Source organism: Glaciibacter kafniensis (assembly GCF_039538945.1).
GTDB lineage: Bacteria > Actinomycetota > Actinomycetes > Actinomycetales > Microbacteriaceae > Cryobacterium > Cryobacterium kafniensis.
The window spans coordinates 1,352,842-1,368,162 of record NZ_BAABCN010000002.1 but is presented as its reverse complement, the minus strand read 5'-3'; the positions used below and the strand labels follow the sequence as shown (position 1 = coordinate 1,368,162).

General features: G+C 63.9%; 15 protein-coding genes. 10 read left to right on the top strand and 5 right to left on the bottom strand.

The features are described from left to right. Positions 1-464: 464 nt before the first annotated feature. The 5 genes from ABD791_RS06940 (at position 465) to ABD791_RS06920 (ending at position 6,355) form a co-directional block, all read left to right on the top strand. The gene (locus tag ABD791_RS06940; RefSeq protein ID WP_425562239.1) at positions 465-2,033 is read left to right on the top strand and encodes a S1C family serine protease; all 1,569 of its coding nucleotides are present in this window, start codon (positions 465-467) and stop codon (positions 2,031-2,033) included. A 168-nt stretch (positions 2,034-2,201) separates the two neighbouring features. Next, entirely contained in the window at positions 2,202-3,257 is a 1,056-nt protein-coding gene (locus ABD791_RS06935) for a glycosyltransferase family 2 protein (protein ID WP_345063808.1), read from the top strand. Positions 3,258-3,259: 2 nt separating this feature from the next. Further along, the gene (locus ABD791_RS06930; protein ID WP_345063805.1) at positions 3,260-4,072 is read left to right on the top strand and encodes a CDP-alcohol phosphatidyltransferase family protein; all 813 of its coding nucleotides are present in this window, start codon (positions 3,260-3,262) and stop codon (positions 4,070-4,072) included. A gap of 67 nt (positions 4,073-4,139) precedes the next feature. After that, complete coding sequence (locus ABD791_RS06925; RefSeq protein WP_345064557.1) at positions 4,140-5,003, top strand: glycosyltransferase family 2 protein; 864 nt, start codon at positions 4,140-4,142, stop codon at positions 5,001-5,003. A 74-nt stretch (positions 5,004-5,077) separates the two neighbouring features. Next, the gene (locus ABD791_RS06920) at positions 5,078-6,355 is read left to right on the top strand and encodes a CDP-glycerol glycerophosphotransferase family protein (protein ID WP_345063802.1); all 1,278 of its coding nucleotides are present in this window, start codon (positions 5,078-5,080) and stop codon (positions 6,353-6,355) included. A 21-nt stretch (positions 6,356-6,376) separates the two neighbouring features. On the opposite strand, the gene ABD791_RS06915 is transcribed toward ABD791_RS06920, so the two are convergent. After that, entirely contained in the window at positions 6,377-7,267 is an 891-nt protein-coding gene (locus ABD791_RS06915) for a hypothetical protein (protein WP_345063799.1), read from the bottom strand. A 220-nt stretch (positions 7,268-7,487) separates the two neighbouring features. Here ABD791_RS06915 and ABD791_RS06910 point away from each other — a divergent pair, with 220 nt between their 5' ends. Beyond that, a complete protein-coding gene (locus ABD791_RS06910) occupies positions 7,488-8,453 on the top strand; it encodes an ATP-binding cassette domain-containing protein (protein WP_345063796.1) in 966 nt (321 codons plus the stop codon). A gap of 6 nt (positions 8,454-8,459) precedes the next feature. Next, positions 8,460-9,224, top strand: a complete 765-nt coding sequence (locus ABD791_RS06905) for an ABC transporter permease (RefSeq protein WP_345063793.1) — start codon at positions 8,460-8,462, stop codon at positions 9,222-9,224. Positions 9,225-9,242: 18 nt separating this feature from the next. Here the strand turns inward: ABD791_RS06905 and ABD791_RS06900 are convergent, their stop codons facing one another. The 4 genes from ABD791_RS06900 to ABD791_RS06885 all read right to left on the bottom strand — a co-directional run bounded on the left by ABD791_RS06900 (position 9,243) and on the right by ABD791_RS06885 (position 12,332). Next, positions 9,243-9,989: an ABC transporter ATP-binding protein gene (locus ABD791_RS06900; RefSeq protein ID WP_345063790.1), complete on the bottom strand. Its 747-nt coding sequence runs from the start codon at positions 9,987-9,989 to the stop codon at positions 9,243-9,245. Further along, positions 9,989-10,789, bottom strand: coding sequence for an ABC transporter permease (locus tag ABD791_RS06895; RefSeq protein WP_345063787.1), 801 nt, complete (start codon positions 10,787-10,789; stop codon positions 9,989-9,991). The genes ABD791_RS06900 and ABD791_RS06895 overlap by 1 nt, the downstream gene beginning before the upstream one ends. 41 nt (positions 10,790-10,830) lie before the next feature. Further along, positions 10,831-11,523, bottom strand: coding sequence for a phosphocholine cytidylyltransferase family protein (locus ABD791_RS06890; RefSeq protein ID WP_345063784.1), 693 nt, complete (start codon positions 11,521-11,523; stop codon positions 10,831-10,833). Positions 11,524-11,801: 278 nt separating this feature from the next. Then, a complete protein-coding gene (locus ABD791_RS06885; protein WP_345063781.1) occupies positions 11,802-12,332 on the bottom strand; it encodes a hypothetical protein in 531 nt (176 codons plus the stop codon). 49 nt (positions 12,333-12,381) lie between these two features. Here ABD791_RS06885 and ABD791_RS06880 point away from each other — a divergent pair, with 49 nt between their 5' ends. The 3 genes from ABD791_RS06880 to ABD791_RS06870 all read left to right on the top strand — a co-directional run bounded on the left by ABD791_RS06880 (position 12,382) and on the right by ABD791_RS06870 (position 15,198). After that, positions 12,382-13,248 (top strand): ABC transporter ATP-binding protein, encoded by an 867-nt coding sequence (locus ABD791_RS06880; RefSeq protein ID WP_425562230.1) that lies wholly within the window; start codon positions 12,382-12,384, stop codon positions 13,246-13,248. Beyond that, positions 13,224-14,798, top strand: a complete 1,575-nt coding sequence (locus ABD791_RS06875) for a hypothetical protein (protein ID WP_345063779.1) — start codon at positions 13,224-13,226, stop codon at positions 14,796-14,798. The genes ABD791_RS06880 and ABD791_RS06875 overlap by 25 nt, the downstream gene beginning before the upstream one ends. 112 nt (positions 14,799-14,910) lie before the next feature. Continuing rightward, positions 14,911-15,198 carry a DUF3039 domain-containing protein gene (locus ABD791_RS06870; protein ID WP_345063777.1) on the top strand — a complete coding sequence of 96 codons (288 nt, stop codon included), beginning with the start codon at positions 14,911-14,913 and terminating at the stop codon, positions 15,196-15,198. Positions 15,199-15,321: the final 123 nt, after the last annotated feature.

The following is a 15,321-nucleotide window of genomic DNA, read 5'->3' as shown; positions in this document are numbered from 1 at the left end:
GGTCACGGCTTCGCCATTGAATGCTCTCAGCCCTCGCATATAAAACGTCCAGGTTCGGGGGCGAAGCTAACAACGCTTGGAAGGAGCACCCCATGACCGACAGCACTAACGAATCAGGCAACACCCCCGAACAGCAGGGCGACGCAGTTGTCCCCAGCGACGCTGCTGCAGTCGAAGTCAACACGTCAGGCGAAGCCGTTCTGCCCGTCGCAGCCGAGCCAGCGACCCCGGTAGCGGCGCAGCCCGTCGCTGCAACGCCCGTCGCCCCCGTCGTTCCGGCCGCACCCGTGGCACCTGCCGCGCAGGCCCCGACGCCGACACCGGCAACGCCGCCCGCACCGACTTCTGAGGTTCCCGCGGCCCCGATCGCTGCCTCAACCCCGCAGCAGCCAGTCGTCCCGGCGCCCGCCGAGGCAGCAGCCCCGGTCGTCCCGGCCGCCGCCGCACCTCCTGTTGCCCCCGTCATCCCCGCCGCCGCAGCTCCCGTTGCGCCGGTCGTCCCCGCCGCCGCCGCACCGATTGCCACTGTCGCACCGGTTGGGGCGTCACCAGCTCAGCACGTCGCAACGCCAGCTGCCCACCCGACGCACTCTGCTCCGCAGGCTGCACCCGTCGCATCCGCTCAGCATGCCCAGCAGGGCGAGCACAACCCGCCCGCCCCTGCCGCTCAGTCTGCCAATGCAACCGCCGCCTACCCGACTGACGCGTTCGGCCGCCCGCTCTACGCCGGGACTTCCGACGCGAACGGCGCCCCCTCGTATGCCACCGAGAACGGGTACCCGACCGAGCCGATTCCACCGTTGAAGAAGAAGGACGCCGGCCGCCGCCGGGGCACCACGACCCTCATCGCAGCCCTCGCCATCGGAGCCATCCTCGGTGGCGCATCTGGTGCCGGAGTCGTCGCGCTCGTCAACAGCAATCAGAGCAGCACCGTTCCGGCAAACCAGTCGCAGGGCGCCAGCAGCGTCGTGGTGAACAACACGCAGAGTGTCAACGAAGTGACTGCGGTCGCGGCGAAGGCCGCGCCGAGCGTCGTGACGATCAACGTGACGACGGCGAATGAAGGCGGCACCGGATCCGGCGTCGTGCTCACCGAAGACGGCTACATTCTGACCAACACCCACGTGGTGACACTGGATGGCGCCTCCGCCGACGGAACGGTCAAGGTCACCACCCACGATGGCAAGATCTACGACGCGAAGGTCATCGGTACCGACCCGACAACCGACCTCGCCGTGATCAAGCTCACCAACGCCTCAGGTTTGACCCCGATCACGTGGGCAGACTCCAGCAAGCTCAACGTCGGCGACTCCACCGTGGCCATCGGTGCGCCGCTCGGTCTGTCCGGCACGGTCACGACCGGCATCGTCAGCGCGCTGAACCGCAGCATCACCGTTGCGTCGTCAGCCGCCCCGACCTCGCCGGACACGACCACACCCACGCCGAACAACGGCGGCTCTGGCGGTCCGTTCGACTACTACTTCGACAACGGCAACGGTGCTCAGCAGCCGACCGCGGCCAGCAGCAGCATCTCGCTTCCGGTCATTCAGACGGATGCCTCGATCAATCCAGGCAACTCCGGTGGAGCCCTGCTGAACAGCAAGGGTGAGCTGATCGGAATCAACGTCGCCATCGCGAACGCGAGCTCCAACTCCACTACCGCCGCCGGAAGCATCGGCGTCGGCTTCGCCCTCCCGTCAGACCTCGCCAAGCGCATCTCCGACGAACTGGTCGCGAGCGGCACGGCGACTCACGGTCTGCTCGGTGCCAGCGTCGGTGACGCGGCCAGCGTCGATACCAGCACAACGGTCGGTGCGCTGGTGAGCAGCGTCACCGATGGTGGGCCTGCCGCATCAGCGGGGCTCACGAAGGGTGACATCATCACCAACTTCAATGGTGCGCCGATCACCGACGCGACAGACCTCACCGCTCAGGTGCGGGCTCAAGCGGCCGGGTCGAAGGCAGAACTCACCTATGTGCGTGACGGCAAGGCCACAACGATCTCGGTGACTCTCGGATCGCTGTCAAGCTAGCCGAGCTCGTCGACCTCGTCGGCTGATCCTTCCTCGCGGCTGCGCCGCCGGTTTCGACCGGCGGCGCAGCCGTATTTGGGCGTGTGGACACCCGGTGGCGGCGCGGTCACCCGGCGGCTTCAAAAGTCGCGCCTGATAGGCTCAATCGACTTATAGACGAATGGAAATATGGCAGACCAGTTGCACCGAACCGGAGACGAACCGCTGATTGGCGTCTCCTATGTGATGCCGGTGCTCAACGAAGTGACTCACGTGCGTGCCGCAGTGAACAGTCTGCTGAGCCAAGACTACGACGGCCCATTCGAGGTGACTCTGGCGCTCGGCCCGAGCATCGACGGTACGACAGAACTCGTCGAAGAAATGGCGGCGGTCGATCCGCGCATCCGCGTCGTCCCCAATGAGATCGGCTCGACTCCGGCCGGACTGAACACCGCTATTCGCGCCTCCGTCTACCCAGTCGTGATTCGGGTCGATGCTCACTCGGTGCTCCCGAGCAACTATGCGCGCATCGCCGTCGAGACGTTGGAACGCACCGGAGCCGACAACGTCGGCGGCATCATGGACGCCCAGGGTGAGCATCCGTTTCAGAAAGCCGTCGCTCGGGCCTACGGCACGCGCGTCGGGCTGGGGGGAACTCCGTTTCACGTCGGCGGAGCGGAGGGCAAGGCAGACACGGTCTACCTCGGCTGCTTCCGTCGCGAGAGCATTTTGAAGGTCGGACTCTTCGACGAAAGCATCAAGCGCGGTCAGGACTGGGAACTCAACCGTCGTCTGCGTGAGGCCGGCGGAACAGTGTGGTTCACCCCGGCCCTCACCGTGATCTACCGCCCGCGACCGAGCCTGTCGCGCTTGGCCAGACAGATGCTGTCAACTGGCCTCTGGCGCGGCGAACTGGCCCGTCGTTTTCCGGCTTCGAACGGCCTGCGCTATTTCGTGCCGCCGGTGATGGTCGTCGGCACGATCCTCGGCCTGCTGCTCGGAATCGGCGGAATCGTGCAAGCGGCGCTCGGCGAATCGCCTTGGCTGCTTCTCGGATTCGTGATTCCCGCCATCTACCTCGTCTTCGTGATCGCCGCGACAATTCTCGTCACGCGCCCCGACGGGTTTCGTTCCTCGCTCTGGTTTCTCATAGTCTTGCCGTGCATTCACTTTTGCTGGGGTATCGGGTTCGTTCTCGGATACCTGAAACTCACCAGCAACATCACGGCACACACGGGAAGATAATTATGCAGCCAGGCACTCCGGCGGATTCCCGTCCCAGATCGATCGCCGAACTTCGAGCCGTCGCCCAACCGCCAGAGGTGCGGATGCGAGCGAACGCCGAACATTGGACGGCCTCGCTCTACTTGCGCGACCTCTCGCCGTATCTCACCTGGATGCTGCTCAAGACGCGCATTTCGGCGAATGGTGTCACCGGGTTGATGATCCTCGTCGGCTGGTCGACCGCTGCAGCCCTGCTCATCCCCGGCATCTGGGGTGCTGTGCTTGCCCTGCTGCTCAGCCAGCTGCAGATGCTTGTCGATTGCAGCGACGGCGAGGTCGCCCGGTGGCGCAAAACATCGTCGCCAGCCGGCGTCTTTCTCGACAAGGTCGGTCACTACACGACCGAGGCGCTTATTCCGATCGCCTTCGGCATTCGGGTTGCCGCCTACCCGTTTGATGCGCCGGCCGATTTTCTGTGGACGACCCTCGGCCTGCTTCTCGCGCTCTTGATCGTGCTGAACAAGGCGCTCAACGACATGGTTCACGTGGCCAGGGCCAACGCCGGACTCGTCAAACTGGCCGACACCCACGGCGAGAAGGCTCCGACCTCCAGCCTGCTCGCTCGTGCCCGCCGCTTCGCGCGCTTCGTGCCGTTCCACCGTCTCTATCACTCGGTCGAGATGACGATGGTGATCTTCGTCTCAGCGGTTGTCGGCCTGATCTTCGGCGAACCTCTCGTCGACCGGATCGTGCTCATCGTGCTCGTGCCGCTCGCCTTCTTGGCACTCGTCGGGCATTTCATCGCAATCATGGCATCGAAGCGTGTCCGTTCCTGACGCCGACCGGCCGGTCTCCCCACGGCCGGCCGGTGCGGGGGCGACCGGCGCAGGGCCGAACAGCGCCGTGCCGACCGTCGGTGTCGTGGTGCTCACCCAGGGCACCCGGCCTGACGATCTCGAGCGGGGCATCCGCAGCATTCTTGCGCAGCAGGATGTCCGTCTCGACGTCGTCTGCGTCGGAAACGGCTGGGCGCCGACCGGGCTTCCCGAAGGTGTCGCGGCGCTGGCGTTGCCGACCAACCTCGGCATTCCGGCCGGCCGCAATCGCGGAGTCGCCCAGGTCAGCGGAGAATACCTCTTTTTTCTCGACGACGATGCGAGCATTCCCGACCCGCACTTTTTGCGGGATGCGATAGCGCTGCTGAAGAACGACCCGTCGATCGGCCTGCTGCAACCGCGCGTCGTCGATCCCAGCGGAATCACCTCGCCCCGCCGGTGGATTCCCCGAATTCGCAAGGGAGAGGCCACGCATTCCAGCGCCGTCTTCTCGGTCTGGGAAGGCGCGGTGATGCTGCCGCGGGCCGTGTTCGACGCGACGGGCGGTTGGGCCGAGCCGTTCTTCTATGCGCACGAGGGCATCGAGCTCGCCTGGCGGGTCTGGGACCAGGGCCTGCGTGCATGGTATGCCGGCGATCTCGAAGCCAACCACCCGGTGATTCAGCCGACCCGCCACGCCGACTATTACCGTCTCAACGCGCGCAACCGGGTCTGGTTGGCCCGCCGCAACCTGCCTGCACTGTTCGTGCCGTTCTACGTCGGTTCGTGGACGGGCATCCAGGTTCTGCGCTGGGCCCGCAACCGGTCGGCGCTCTCGGCCTGGTTCGGCGGCTGGCGCGAGGGTTGGCGTGAGATTCCGGGGGAGCGCAAGCCGCTATCGGCCCGCACAATCTGGCGGATGAGCCTGGCCGGGCGGCCGCCGATCGTCTAACGATTCGCTACCGGTACACCCGTTCGGGGTACATTTCGCCGAAGTGAACACGGTGACATCGATAGGGTTGAAACGTGGGTATTCAGAGAGACGTCAGACTGGCAATCAAACTGGTCAAGGACGTCTCGGCGTCACGCAAGGCGAAGGGAATGCTCAACAGCAAACTCGCCGTGCAGGCGCCGCTTCCTCCTCACCACTTCAAGATCGCCGTGTACTTCGCCGACGGCCCGGTCAATCTCTATCAGATGCGTCAGTGGTACAAGCCGCTCGCCAAGCTCGCTGAGACCTGGCCCGTTCTGCTGCTCAGCCGCACCGGCGGCGGCACCCTCAAACTGATGGAAGAGTCGCCGGTTCCCGTCGCCTTCGTGCGCAAGGTGACAGACCTTGAAAAGGTCATCGCCGAGCAAGACATCCGCATCGTGTTCTACGTCAACCAGAACGCCAAGAATTTTCAGATGATGCGCTACGGGCGCCGCTGGCACGTTTTCATCAACCACGGTGAGAGCGACAAGATGTACATGACCACCAACCAGTTCAAGGCGTACGACTATGCCTTCGTTGCGGGCGACGCGGCGTTGAGCCGCCTCGACAAAGTGCTCTGGGACTACGACTTCGACAAACGCGCCCTCAAGATCGGCCGTCCGCAGGCCGACTACTACAGCGGCACGCTGCCGTACACCCCCGACGAGCGTCAGGTCGTGCTCTACGCGCCCACCTGGGAGGGCGACCGCGCCGCAGCGGCCTATGGCTCCATCGCCACCCACGGTGTTGCACTGGTGACCGCACTGTTGAAGACCGGACGCCATCGGGTCATCTACCGCCCGCACCCGCGCAGCGGGGTCGTCGATCACGAGTACGGCGTCGCGAACAAGCGCATCATCCAAGCCATTGCTGCCGCTAATGCGCGGGATGCCTCGGCCCAACACATTTACGATGCCGGCGCCGAGCTCGGCTGGCAGCTTTCGGCAGCGGATGTCGCAGTCGTCGACATCTCTGCGATGGTCTACGACCGTCTCGCTGCAGGAAAACCACTGATGATCACTCGGCCCGCGACGCCCGAGGCACAGATCGACACCGGGGGATACCTGTCGGACTGCGAATGGTTGCTCGCCGGTGACGCCCCGAACATCGCCAACGTTCTCGAGAAGCTCACCCACGACGAGACCGCCGAAGCCCGACTCGCGATCTGGGTCGAACGCTATTTCGGCGATCCGACACCGGGTGCCGCAACAGCCCGCTTCCATGGCGCCGTGCAGCACCTGCTCGACGAATGGGAGCGCTTCGCTGCCATCCACGCGGCCGACGGTGAGATCGACGAGCTCGAAGAAGAGCCGGACGGCGATCCCGTCTAGCCGGGCTCGGTCTAGGAGGGGTCAGGCCGATTCTGCGGGATCTTCCGGCCCGGTCACGGCCCGCTTCCCCCGGCGCAGTGCCGGTGGCACCATTCGGGGCAGCGCGGCACGAGCGCCCTGGCCTATGCGCACGATCCGCACGGATGCCGGGTCGCGCACCGTGACGATGCGCACCAGCGGTTCGAGCTCGGGTCTGAAATACGCAGGGGTCTGCCCGAAGGCCAGTCGCGAGGAATGCACCACCCGCTTGCCCAGGATGTGGTTTCCCGCGCCGCCGATCACAGCCCCGATCCCGAACGGCACGGCCTTGCCGATGAAGCTGGCACCGCCACGTGCGGCGAATTGGCGGAAGAACGCGCTCTTCAGTCGGTCAGTCAGCGGGCCCACGATTGCGCGTGGAATGCTGGTGGCCACGAGTTCACCCCAGTAGGCATTGAGCCCCACACCTTTGCCCGTTGCCTGTCCGGCCAATTGCCGCACCAGATCTGACCCCTCGCGGCCGAGCATCATGGTCATCACGAGCGCCCTGGCCCGATCGGGATCCTCGACGGCAATACCGTGCACCTCGCTCACCGATTGAGCGAAGAGGGCGGTGGCCTCGAGAAAGCCAGCGGTCTCAACGCCGGAGAGTATGAGGGTGACTCCGGTGCCGACGCCGGGAATGATCGCGCTTGCGCCGACCGCGGCGCCACCGGTGGTGACGGCGGCGAGATAGCGTCGCTCGAGAATGTGAACCAGCTCCGCGGGGCTCGCCTCGGGGTTGCGGCGACGGATGCTGCGAATATGGGCGAGCACGACAGGCCGGTGGACCGCCAGCACCCGGTCAATGCCCGTGACGAAGCTCGGGGGGAGCTGCCCGCCCTGTGGGGTGCCGCCGGTTGGAGAGACGATCGGCTTCGGTTTCCTGGCCATGATTCGAGCTTAGATGTTCAACAGGGGAGTAAGCCGCTGAGCGCCGGCACCGGACAGCCTGCTTGAGACTCCGCGGTGGCTCTGTGCCGATGCTCTGAGAGGCGTCCTTGCCCGGATTGGCAACCGGCGGTATGTTGGCGCGAGCATTCAGATTCGAGATATATCGCGAGTGGCCGAGTGAGGTCGACGCGCGGATGTCGCGCGACGGTGGGAGTAATCGGTGATCCATGCACGAGGGCTGGCCCGAACGTTCAACACTCGACGAGGTCGGGAACACATTACGGTCACCGCGGTGGCCGGGGTCGATCTCAATGTCGAGGAGGGGGAGATCGTCGGCTTTCTCGGCCCCAATGGCGCCGGAAAGACCACGACGCTGCGCATGCTCAACACGCTGCTGAAACCCACGGCTGGTACTGCGACAGTTGCGGGTTTCGATGTGGCCCGCGACCCGGTCGCCGTGCGTCGCAGCATCGGCTACGTCTCCCAGAGCGGTTCGACCGGAAGCGATGCGCGGGCGGGGGAGGAGATCGTCGACCACGGTCTTCTCTACGGAATCCCGCGGGATCAAGCAACCTTGCGCGGTCAGGAACTGTTTGAGCAACTCGATCTGGGCGGCATGTGGACGCGACAGCCGAAGACGCTGTCCGGCGGTCAGCGCCGGCGTCTCGACATCGCAATGGGGCTCGTGCACGATCCCAAACTGATCTTTCTCGACGAGCCGACAACCGGGCTTGACCCCCAGGCGCGCGCCAATCTCTGGGAGCACATCTCCGCGCTTCGCACGCAGCGGGGGAGCACGATCTTCTTGACGACTCACTACCTCGACGAAGCCGACGCACTCTGTGACCGGGTACTCGTGATCGATCGGGGCGTCATTGTCGCCAGCGACACCCCCGACGCGCTCAAACGGCAGATCTCCGGCGACCTGATCGAACTGGTGCTCAGCAACCCGGAGCACGCGGCAGTCGCGGCGGAACGCCTTGCTCGCATCGCGGGCGACGGAGTCGTGTCGAGCGACGGCAACATCGTCAGTCGACGTGTGCCGAGCGCCGGATCCGAGCTGCCGAGTCTGCTTCGGGAACTGGATGCCGCGGGCGTCGCGTTGCAATCGATCGAAGTACGTCGACCCACCCTCGACGATGTCTTCCTCACCGTCACCGGGCGCTCCCTGCGCGAGGAGGCGTGATCACTCATGACCTTTGCGATTGAGACGTGGATCATCTTCCGGCGCCAGATGCGATTGAACCTGCGAAACCCGGCCTGGGTGATCATCGGACTCGCCCAGCCGGTGCTCTACCTGGCCCTCTTCGGTCCTCTGCTGACCCCGCTCGCCGCCCAAATCGGAGTCGCGAACGCGTATACATTCTTCGTTCCTGGTCTGCTCGTGCAGCTCGGACTGTTCGGTGCGTTGTTTGCGGGATTCGGACTCATCTCCGAGTGGCGGGAGGGCGTGATCGAGGCTGAGCGGGTGACGCCGGCGAGCCGGACAGCACTGCTGCTCGGACGGGTGCTGCGCGATGTGGTGCTCTTGTTCGTGCAGGGTGTTCTTCTCATCGCGCTGGCCTTCCTCTTCGGGCTGACCGGGTCGATCGGAGGAATGGTCCTCGGGCTCTTGCTGACGATGCTGCTGGGTGGGGCCTGCTCGGCGTCATCGAACGCTCTGGCGCTCACAACCAAGAGTGAAGACGTGCTGGCGCCGATTCTCAACAGCATCGCGCTGCCGGTGCTCCTGCTCTCGGGCATCCTGCTACCCATCAGCATTCAAACCGGCGCACCCCAATGGTTGGTCACGCTGAGCGATTTCATGCCGACGAAGTACATCGTCAACGCCATCCGCGAACTTTTCAACGGTGAATTCTGGAACGTCACAGTGTTCTGGGGCGTCTTCTGGACTCTGGTGCTGTTTGCAGCGGGTCTGTACGTGGGAACCCGTACATTCCGCAAAGAGAATGCGTGACGTGGTTACCCGCGGGGGTCAGCGGGTCGCGACGCCGTATTCGAGGTTGTAGCGCGCGAGCACATCGTCAATCGGTCCATCGAGCACGAGCGCGCCTTTGTCGAGGTAGAGCCCACGCGAGCAGAAGCGGCGCAGGTCGCGTTCGTTATGCGAGACGATGAATAGAGTGCGTCCGCCGGCCAGTAGCTCCTCGATGCGGCGGTAGCACTTCTCCCGAAAAGCCTTGTCGCCGACTGCCAGCACTTCGTCGACGAGAATGATCGGCTCTTCGAGCCGAGAGATCACGGCGAACGCGATGCGCACCTTCATGCCGCTGGACAGGTGCTTGTATGGCGTGTCGATGAAGTCCCGGATTTCGGCGAACTCAATGATGTCGTCGAAACGGTCAGCAACCTGCTGCCGGGTCATTCCGTGAAGACCGGCGGTGAGATAGACGTTGTCACGCACGCTGAGGTCGTCGACGAAACCGCCGGTGATCTCGATCAACGGAGCAACGCCTTCCTTGACGACAACGCTTCCCTCGTCGGGGAGAACGACGCCGGTGACCAGTTTGAGCAACGTCGACTTGCCCTGGCCGTTGCGACCGACGACGCCGATCGCCTCGCCCTGCTGCACGGTGAAGGAAACCGAGCGCAACGCCCAGAATTCATCGGGACGATTGCGACGTTTACTGCCGGCGAAGAGATCTTTGAATGTGCGGCGACTGCGTCGATTCCGTCGAAACCGGATGCCGACATCCCTGAGAGCGATGACAGGGGACGTCACTAGATCTCCTTCAAGACTGCGCGCTCGGTGCGCGCGAAGACGACCAATCCGAGCAGCAGAATCGCCACCGAGACTGCGGCGCCGACTCCGACGATGAACCAATCGAGCTGTTCGGGGAAGAACGCTGAACGATAAAGGCTAAAAATTCCGCTGAGCGGGTTGAACGCGGCCCAGAAGTGAAGCTGGGGCGGTAGATCGGAGGTGGCGTAGATGATAGGGGAGGCGTAGAACAAGAATCGCAGGACCAGCTTCACTGCACGCTCAAGATCGCGGAAGAACACCACGAGCGGCGCAACGATCAAGCCGACACCGACCGTCAACACTGTCTGGATCACGATCGCGAGCGGAAAGTAGATGGCGTCGATGTTGATCGGAGCCTGATAGATCAGAGCGAAGAGCGCGAGCACAGGGAGTGAGGCCAGAAATTCGATGCCCTTCGAGAGCACCAATCGGTTGACCCAGATCGTGCGAGGGATTCGGGTCGAGCGGATGAGTTTCGCCTCGCGCAGAAAGGCGCGCGTGCAGTCAGAGACCGCCCCGTTGAACCACATCCAGGGGAGAAGTGCCGCAAGCAGGAAGATGATGTACGGTTCGTCACCGACGTCGCGCTTGAAAATCTGCGTGAAGACGAACCAGTAGATTCCCGCCATCACCAGGGGGTCGAGAATCGACCAGAAGTACCCGAGCAGCGACGTGGAATAGCGCACACGCAGGTCGCGCTGAGTCAGCAGCCAGAGTGAATGGCGGTACCGCGCGAACGGTGTGCGCTGCTCGGGGCGCACGTCAGCGTAGGTGGTCACACCGTCAATCGTAGAGGGCGCTTCGAACGTCGAGGTGCAACCTAGACGAAGAGGTTGGCGCGTTCGAGGTCTTCGGCGAAGTCAACCTCAACGGCGTACAGGTCGGAGATGTCGACGGGCTCGACGAGCAGGCGGTTCTTCTCGATCGCGAGTTCGATGCCACGCTCGAAGTAGTCCTGGTCGCCGACCTTCGTCAGGTGGTGAAGCAGCAGAGCCTTGTCGGCGCTCGAAATGTAGTTGATGCCAACGGCCTCGCCGAGTCCGCCCTTGACGGTCTTGGAGAGCTCCTTGATGTAGCCCTCTGCGCTCGTCGTGTACTTGACCTCTTCGTCGGACACCTTCGAGGTGTTCACCGTCACGAATGACTGGTCGCGAGCCATCATGGCTGCTGCGCGGTCGAGAATAGTGGGGTCGAAGACGACGTCGCCGTTCATCCAGAGCACGCCGCCGGGGCCAGACGCCTGCAGCGCTCGCATGAGGCTCTTCGAGGTGTTGGTCTGGTCGTACTGCTCGTTATAGACGAAGGATGCCTGCGGGAACGCTTCGATGATGTGCTCGAGCTTGTAGCCGACAACGATGGTGACCTTGGCGTTGTTGCCGAAGGCGTGAGCGATGTTGTCGAACTGCTGGCCCATGATCGTGCGGCCGTCGCTGAGTTCAGTGAGCGGCTTGGGCAGGGAACGGCCGAGTCGGCTTCCCATGCCTGCTGCAAGAATGACTACCTGGGTGGTCACGATTATCTCCTCAAGAAAGGTGTGGGTGATCAACGCAGAGGCTTCAATTTCTGAAGATTTCGCTCCGGGTTCACCCAAAAGTTCAGATCAAGACACATCGTTATGCCTCCGTCAGACTATCCGGACTGCCTGAACAGGCATAGTGAAAGACCCTGACGTGTCCAATTCGTGACACTCCGTGGAGCATTTTCCCAGGTAGCGGCATTCCGCCGGGCGGCGCCCACGCACATCGTCTCAGCTTGGTAGGTTTGCTTGGTGACTTCTTTGCCCCCTACTCCTCAGCCTGACAAGCCGACGAGTGGCGACGGTGTCTCTGACGCCTCGCCTGCAGAGGAGGAACAAGCTCTCGTGAAGCCCGCAGTGAAGAAGCCTGCGGCAAAGCGACCGGCCGCGGCGAAGCCCGCGGTGCGCAAGCCGGCTGCGGCGAAGTCTGCAGTGGCGAAACCGGCAGCGAAGAAGCCTGCCGCAACGGCTTCGGAAGCACCCGACGCTCCGGCGGTGAAGCCCGCGGCAAAAAAGCCCGCAGTGCGAAAGGCCCCTGCAGCACGAAAGCCAGCTTTACCGCGTACCACTACTGCAAAATCTGCCGCTGCGAAGCCGGCTGCTGCGAAATCTGACGGAGTGACCCCCGTCGCCGCGTCAACCGCACCCGCGCTCGTCACCCCGGCGGGGCGTGCTCTTCCCGAGTCGCATCCGTCTGATGCGGCCGGCGAGGTTGCTGCTCCGGCCACGCTGACCAACCTCAGAGCCGCCTCGTCGACGACACCGTCAGCGCCTGCACCGTCAGAACCAACTACGTCCACTTCCACGTCCGTTCCTGCGAAGCGACCGGCATCCGTCACCAAGACCACTCCGCGCGTGACACCGCGTCAACAAGCGGTGCGTTCGACCGTTCCATCGGTTGCCCAGGCCGGCGTGACGTCCGGCGCTGCAGCCGCCGCGGTGTCAGGTGAACCGCCGCGTGCCCCTGTCGTACTCGCCGTTGACGGCCTCGTCAAACGGTTCGGCCAGATGACGGCAGTGTCGGGCGTCAACCTCGAAGTGCGTGCCGGTTCGTTCTACGGAATCGTCGGCCCGAACGGCGCAGGTAAGACCACGACACTGTCGATGGTGACCGGTCTGCTGCGTCCCGATTCCGGCTCGATTCGAGTGCACGGCATCGATGTCTGGGCACAGCCGATCGAAGCGAAACGCGTTATCGGAGTACTCCCAGATCGGCTGCGGCTCTTCGACCGGTTGACGGGCGCCCAGCTTCTTCACTATTCAGGCGTGTTGCGCGGCCTCGACGGCGACACGGTGCGCACGCGCTCCGCCGACCTTGCCGCTGCATTCGGTCTCGAAGACGCATTGCACCGACTCGTTGCCGACTACTCGGCCGGCATGACCAAGAAGATCGCCTTGGCCTGCGCGATGATCCATTCGCCGCGGGTTCTCGTTCTCGACGAGCCGTTCGAATCGGTCGACCCGGTGTCGGCGGTCAACGTGACAGAGATTCTTCAGAAATACGTGGCGAGCGGTGGAACAGTGTTGCTGTCGAGCCACGGCATGGACATGATCCAGCGCGTCTGCGATCACGTCGCGATCATCGTGCAGGGTCAGGTTCTGGCTTCCGGAACGGTCGACGAGGTGCGCGGCAAGAAGTCGCTCGAAGACCGGTTTGTGGAGCTGGCCGGCGGGCGCAAGGTGGCGGAAGGCATGGAATGGTTGCACAGCTTCTCGGATTGAAGCTTCGGCTCCTCGCGAACATCTTTCGGCGGAGCCCCTGGCAGGTCGTCGGTGTCATCGTCGGGTTGCTCTACGGGCTCGGTTTGGCCGCGGTGTTGTTCATCGTTCTCGTCGGACTGCGGTTTGTCGGCGACGTCGAGCTGGTGCGTGACTCGCTGATTGTGCTCGGGTCGCTCGTGGTGCTCGGATCCCTCGTCGTTCCCTTGGTGTTCGGCATCGACGACACGATGGATCCGCGCTCGTTCGCACTCTTCGGCATCCCGAATCGCACACTCTCCCTGGGCCTGGCCGTCAGCGCGCTGGTCGGTGTGCCCGCGCTGGCGCTCACGATCATTTTGCTCGGAACCGTGGTGACGTGGTCGCATGGTGTGCTGGAAACGGTGCTGGCGATCATTTCGGCGGCCCTGCTGCTCGCCACCTGCGTATTGGCGTCACGGGTGAGCACCGCCGTCGGCGCATTCGTGCTCTCCAGTCGACGCTCACGCGAGTTCATGGGGATCGCTGGCGTGCTGCTGCTCGTCATCCTGTCGCCCATTGTCATTCTCTTGGTGTCCATCGACTGGGGCACGTCGGGAGCCACCCTGGTGAGCGAATTCGCCGGAATTCTAGGCTGGACCCCGATCGGCGCTGCCTGGGCGGTTCCCGGTGACGCGGTGACCGGTGAGTGGGGGGCAGCACTGCTGAAGTTGGTCATTGCGGCCGGTACGCTCTGGGTGCTCTGGTGGGTCTGGCAGCGTCTGGTCGAACGGATGCTGGTGACCCCCGGTCGTGAGGCGGCCGTCAAGCAGTATGGCGGGCTCGGCTGGTTCGACCGTTTGCCTGACACCCCACTCGGCGTGATTGCGGCGCGCAGCTTCACCTACTGGGGGAGGGACTCCCGCTACTGGGTGGCCTTGATCATGATTCCGGTCGTGCCGATCATCGCGCTCGTGCCATTGTCGATCGCCACCGTTCCCACGCACTACCTCGCCTTGCTGCCGGTTCCGCTGATGTGCATCTTTCTCGGCTGGACGATGCACAACGATGTCGCCTATGACAGCACCGCAATCTGGCTTCACGTTGTCTCAGGCACACGCGGCCTCGCCGATCGAATCGGGCGTTTGGCTCCTGCGCTCGTCGTCGGGATCCCGCTGATCGGTCTCGGTTCGGCCATCAGCATCGCCATCTACGGGGATTGGTCTGCATTGCCGTCAATGCTCGGGGTGAGCACCTGCATTCTGCTGACCGGCATAGGCCTCTCGAGCTTCACCTCTGCGCGGTTTCCGTACCCGGCCACGAAGCCAGGCGACAGCCCGTTCGCTCAGCCCCAGGCATCCGACACCGCATCGGCGCTCATTCAATCGTTGACCTTCATCGGTTCGATCGTGCTCTCGCTGCCGGCCATCATCGCGGCGGTTCTCGGAATTTTCGTCGACCCGTCGTGGCACCGCGTTGCTCTTTTCAGCGGCATCGGCATCGGGCTGGTCGCCGTCGTGGTTGGCGTGTGGCTCGGCTCACGAACCTTCGAGCGTCGGGGTCCGGAGATGCTCTCCTCCGCGCTGCGCGCCTGATCGCACTCCTTCGCCGAGCGTCTGCTGAGCGTCAGATCAGCGTCGGGCCGCAGTCAGAGATCTTCGCGGTGTTGCGATGGCCGCTCTCAGCTCTGATCGCTAAACTTGAGGCATGACTGAAGACTTCCGCGCAAGCATCGCAGACCCTGGGCAGCCCGGCGGCGGCACGTCTACCCTCGATCGCGAACTAGAAGAGCTGCTGAACCAGGAGCAGATCGAGCCGGGTGACCACGAGCGTTTTTCGCACTACGTGCCGAAGAACAAGATCATGGAATCCGCATTGACCGGCAAGCCGGTGCGCGCACTCTGCGGCAAGAAGTGGCTGCCGGGCCGCGACCCCGAAAAGTTTCCGGTGTGCCCGTCGTGCAAGGCAATCTACGAAAAGATGAAGTCCGAGTAACCGGCACCTGATTTCGACACGCTCGATCATCGGTGGTTGAACGTGTCGGGTGCTTGGGGGCAGTGGGCCTCCGTCGGCCACGCCGCATCCGTCGCGCGGGTTGGGTGCCGTCACGCGGGTTGG

Coding starts and splice junctions, on each gene's coding strand:
- ABD791_RS06930 (WP_345063805.1), top strand. CDS start 3,260: ATGCAGCCAGGCACTCCGGCGGATTCCCGTCCCAGATCGATCGCCGAA.
- ABD791_RS06870 (WP_345063777.1), top strand. CDS start 14,911: ATGACTGAAGACTTCCGCGCAAGCATCGCAGACCCTGGGCAGCCCGGC.
- ABD791_RS06935 (WP_345063808.1), top strand. CDS start 2,202: ATGGCAGACCAGTTGCACCGAACCGGAGACGAACCGCTGATTGGCGTC.
- ABD791_RS06875 (WP_345063779.1), top strand. CDS start 13,224: ATGGTTGCACAGCTTCTCGGATTGAAGCTTCGGCTCCTCGCGAACATC.
- ABD791_RS06915 (WP_345063799.1), bottom strand. CDS start 7,267: ATGGCCAGGAAACCGAAGCCGATCGTCTCTCCAACCGGCGGCACCCCA.
- ABD791_RS06905 (WP_345063793.1), top strand. CDS start 8,460: ATGACCTTTGCGATTGAGACGTGGATCATCTTCCGGCGCCAGATGCGA.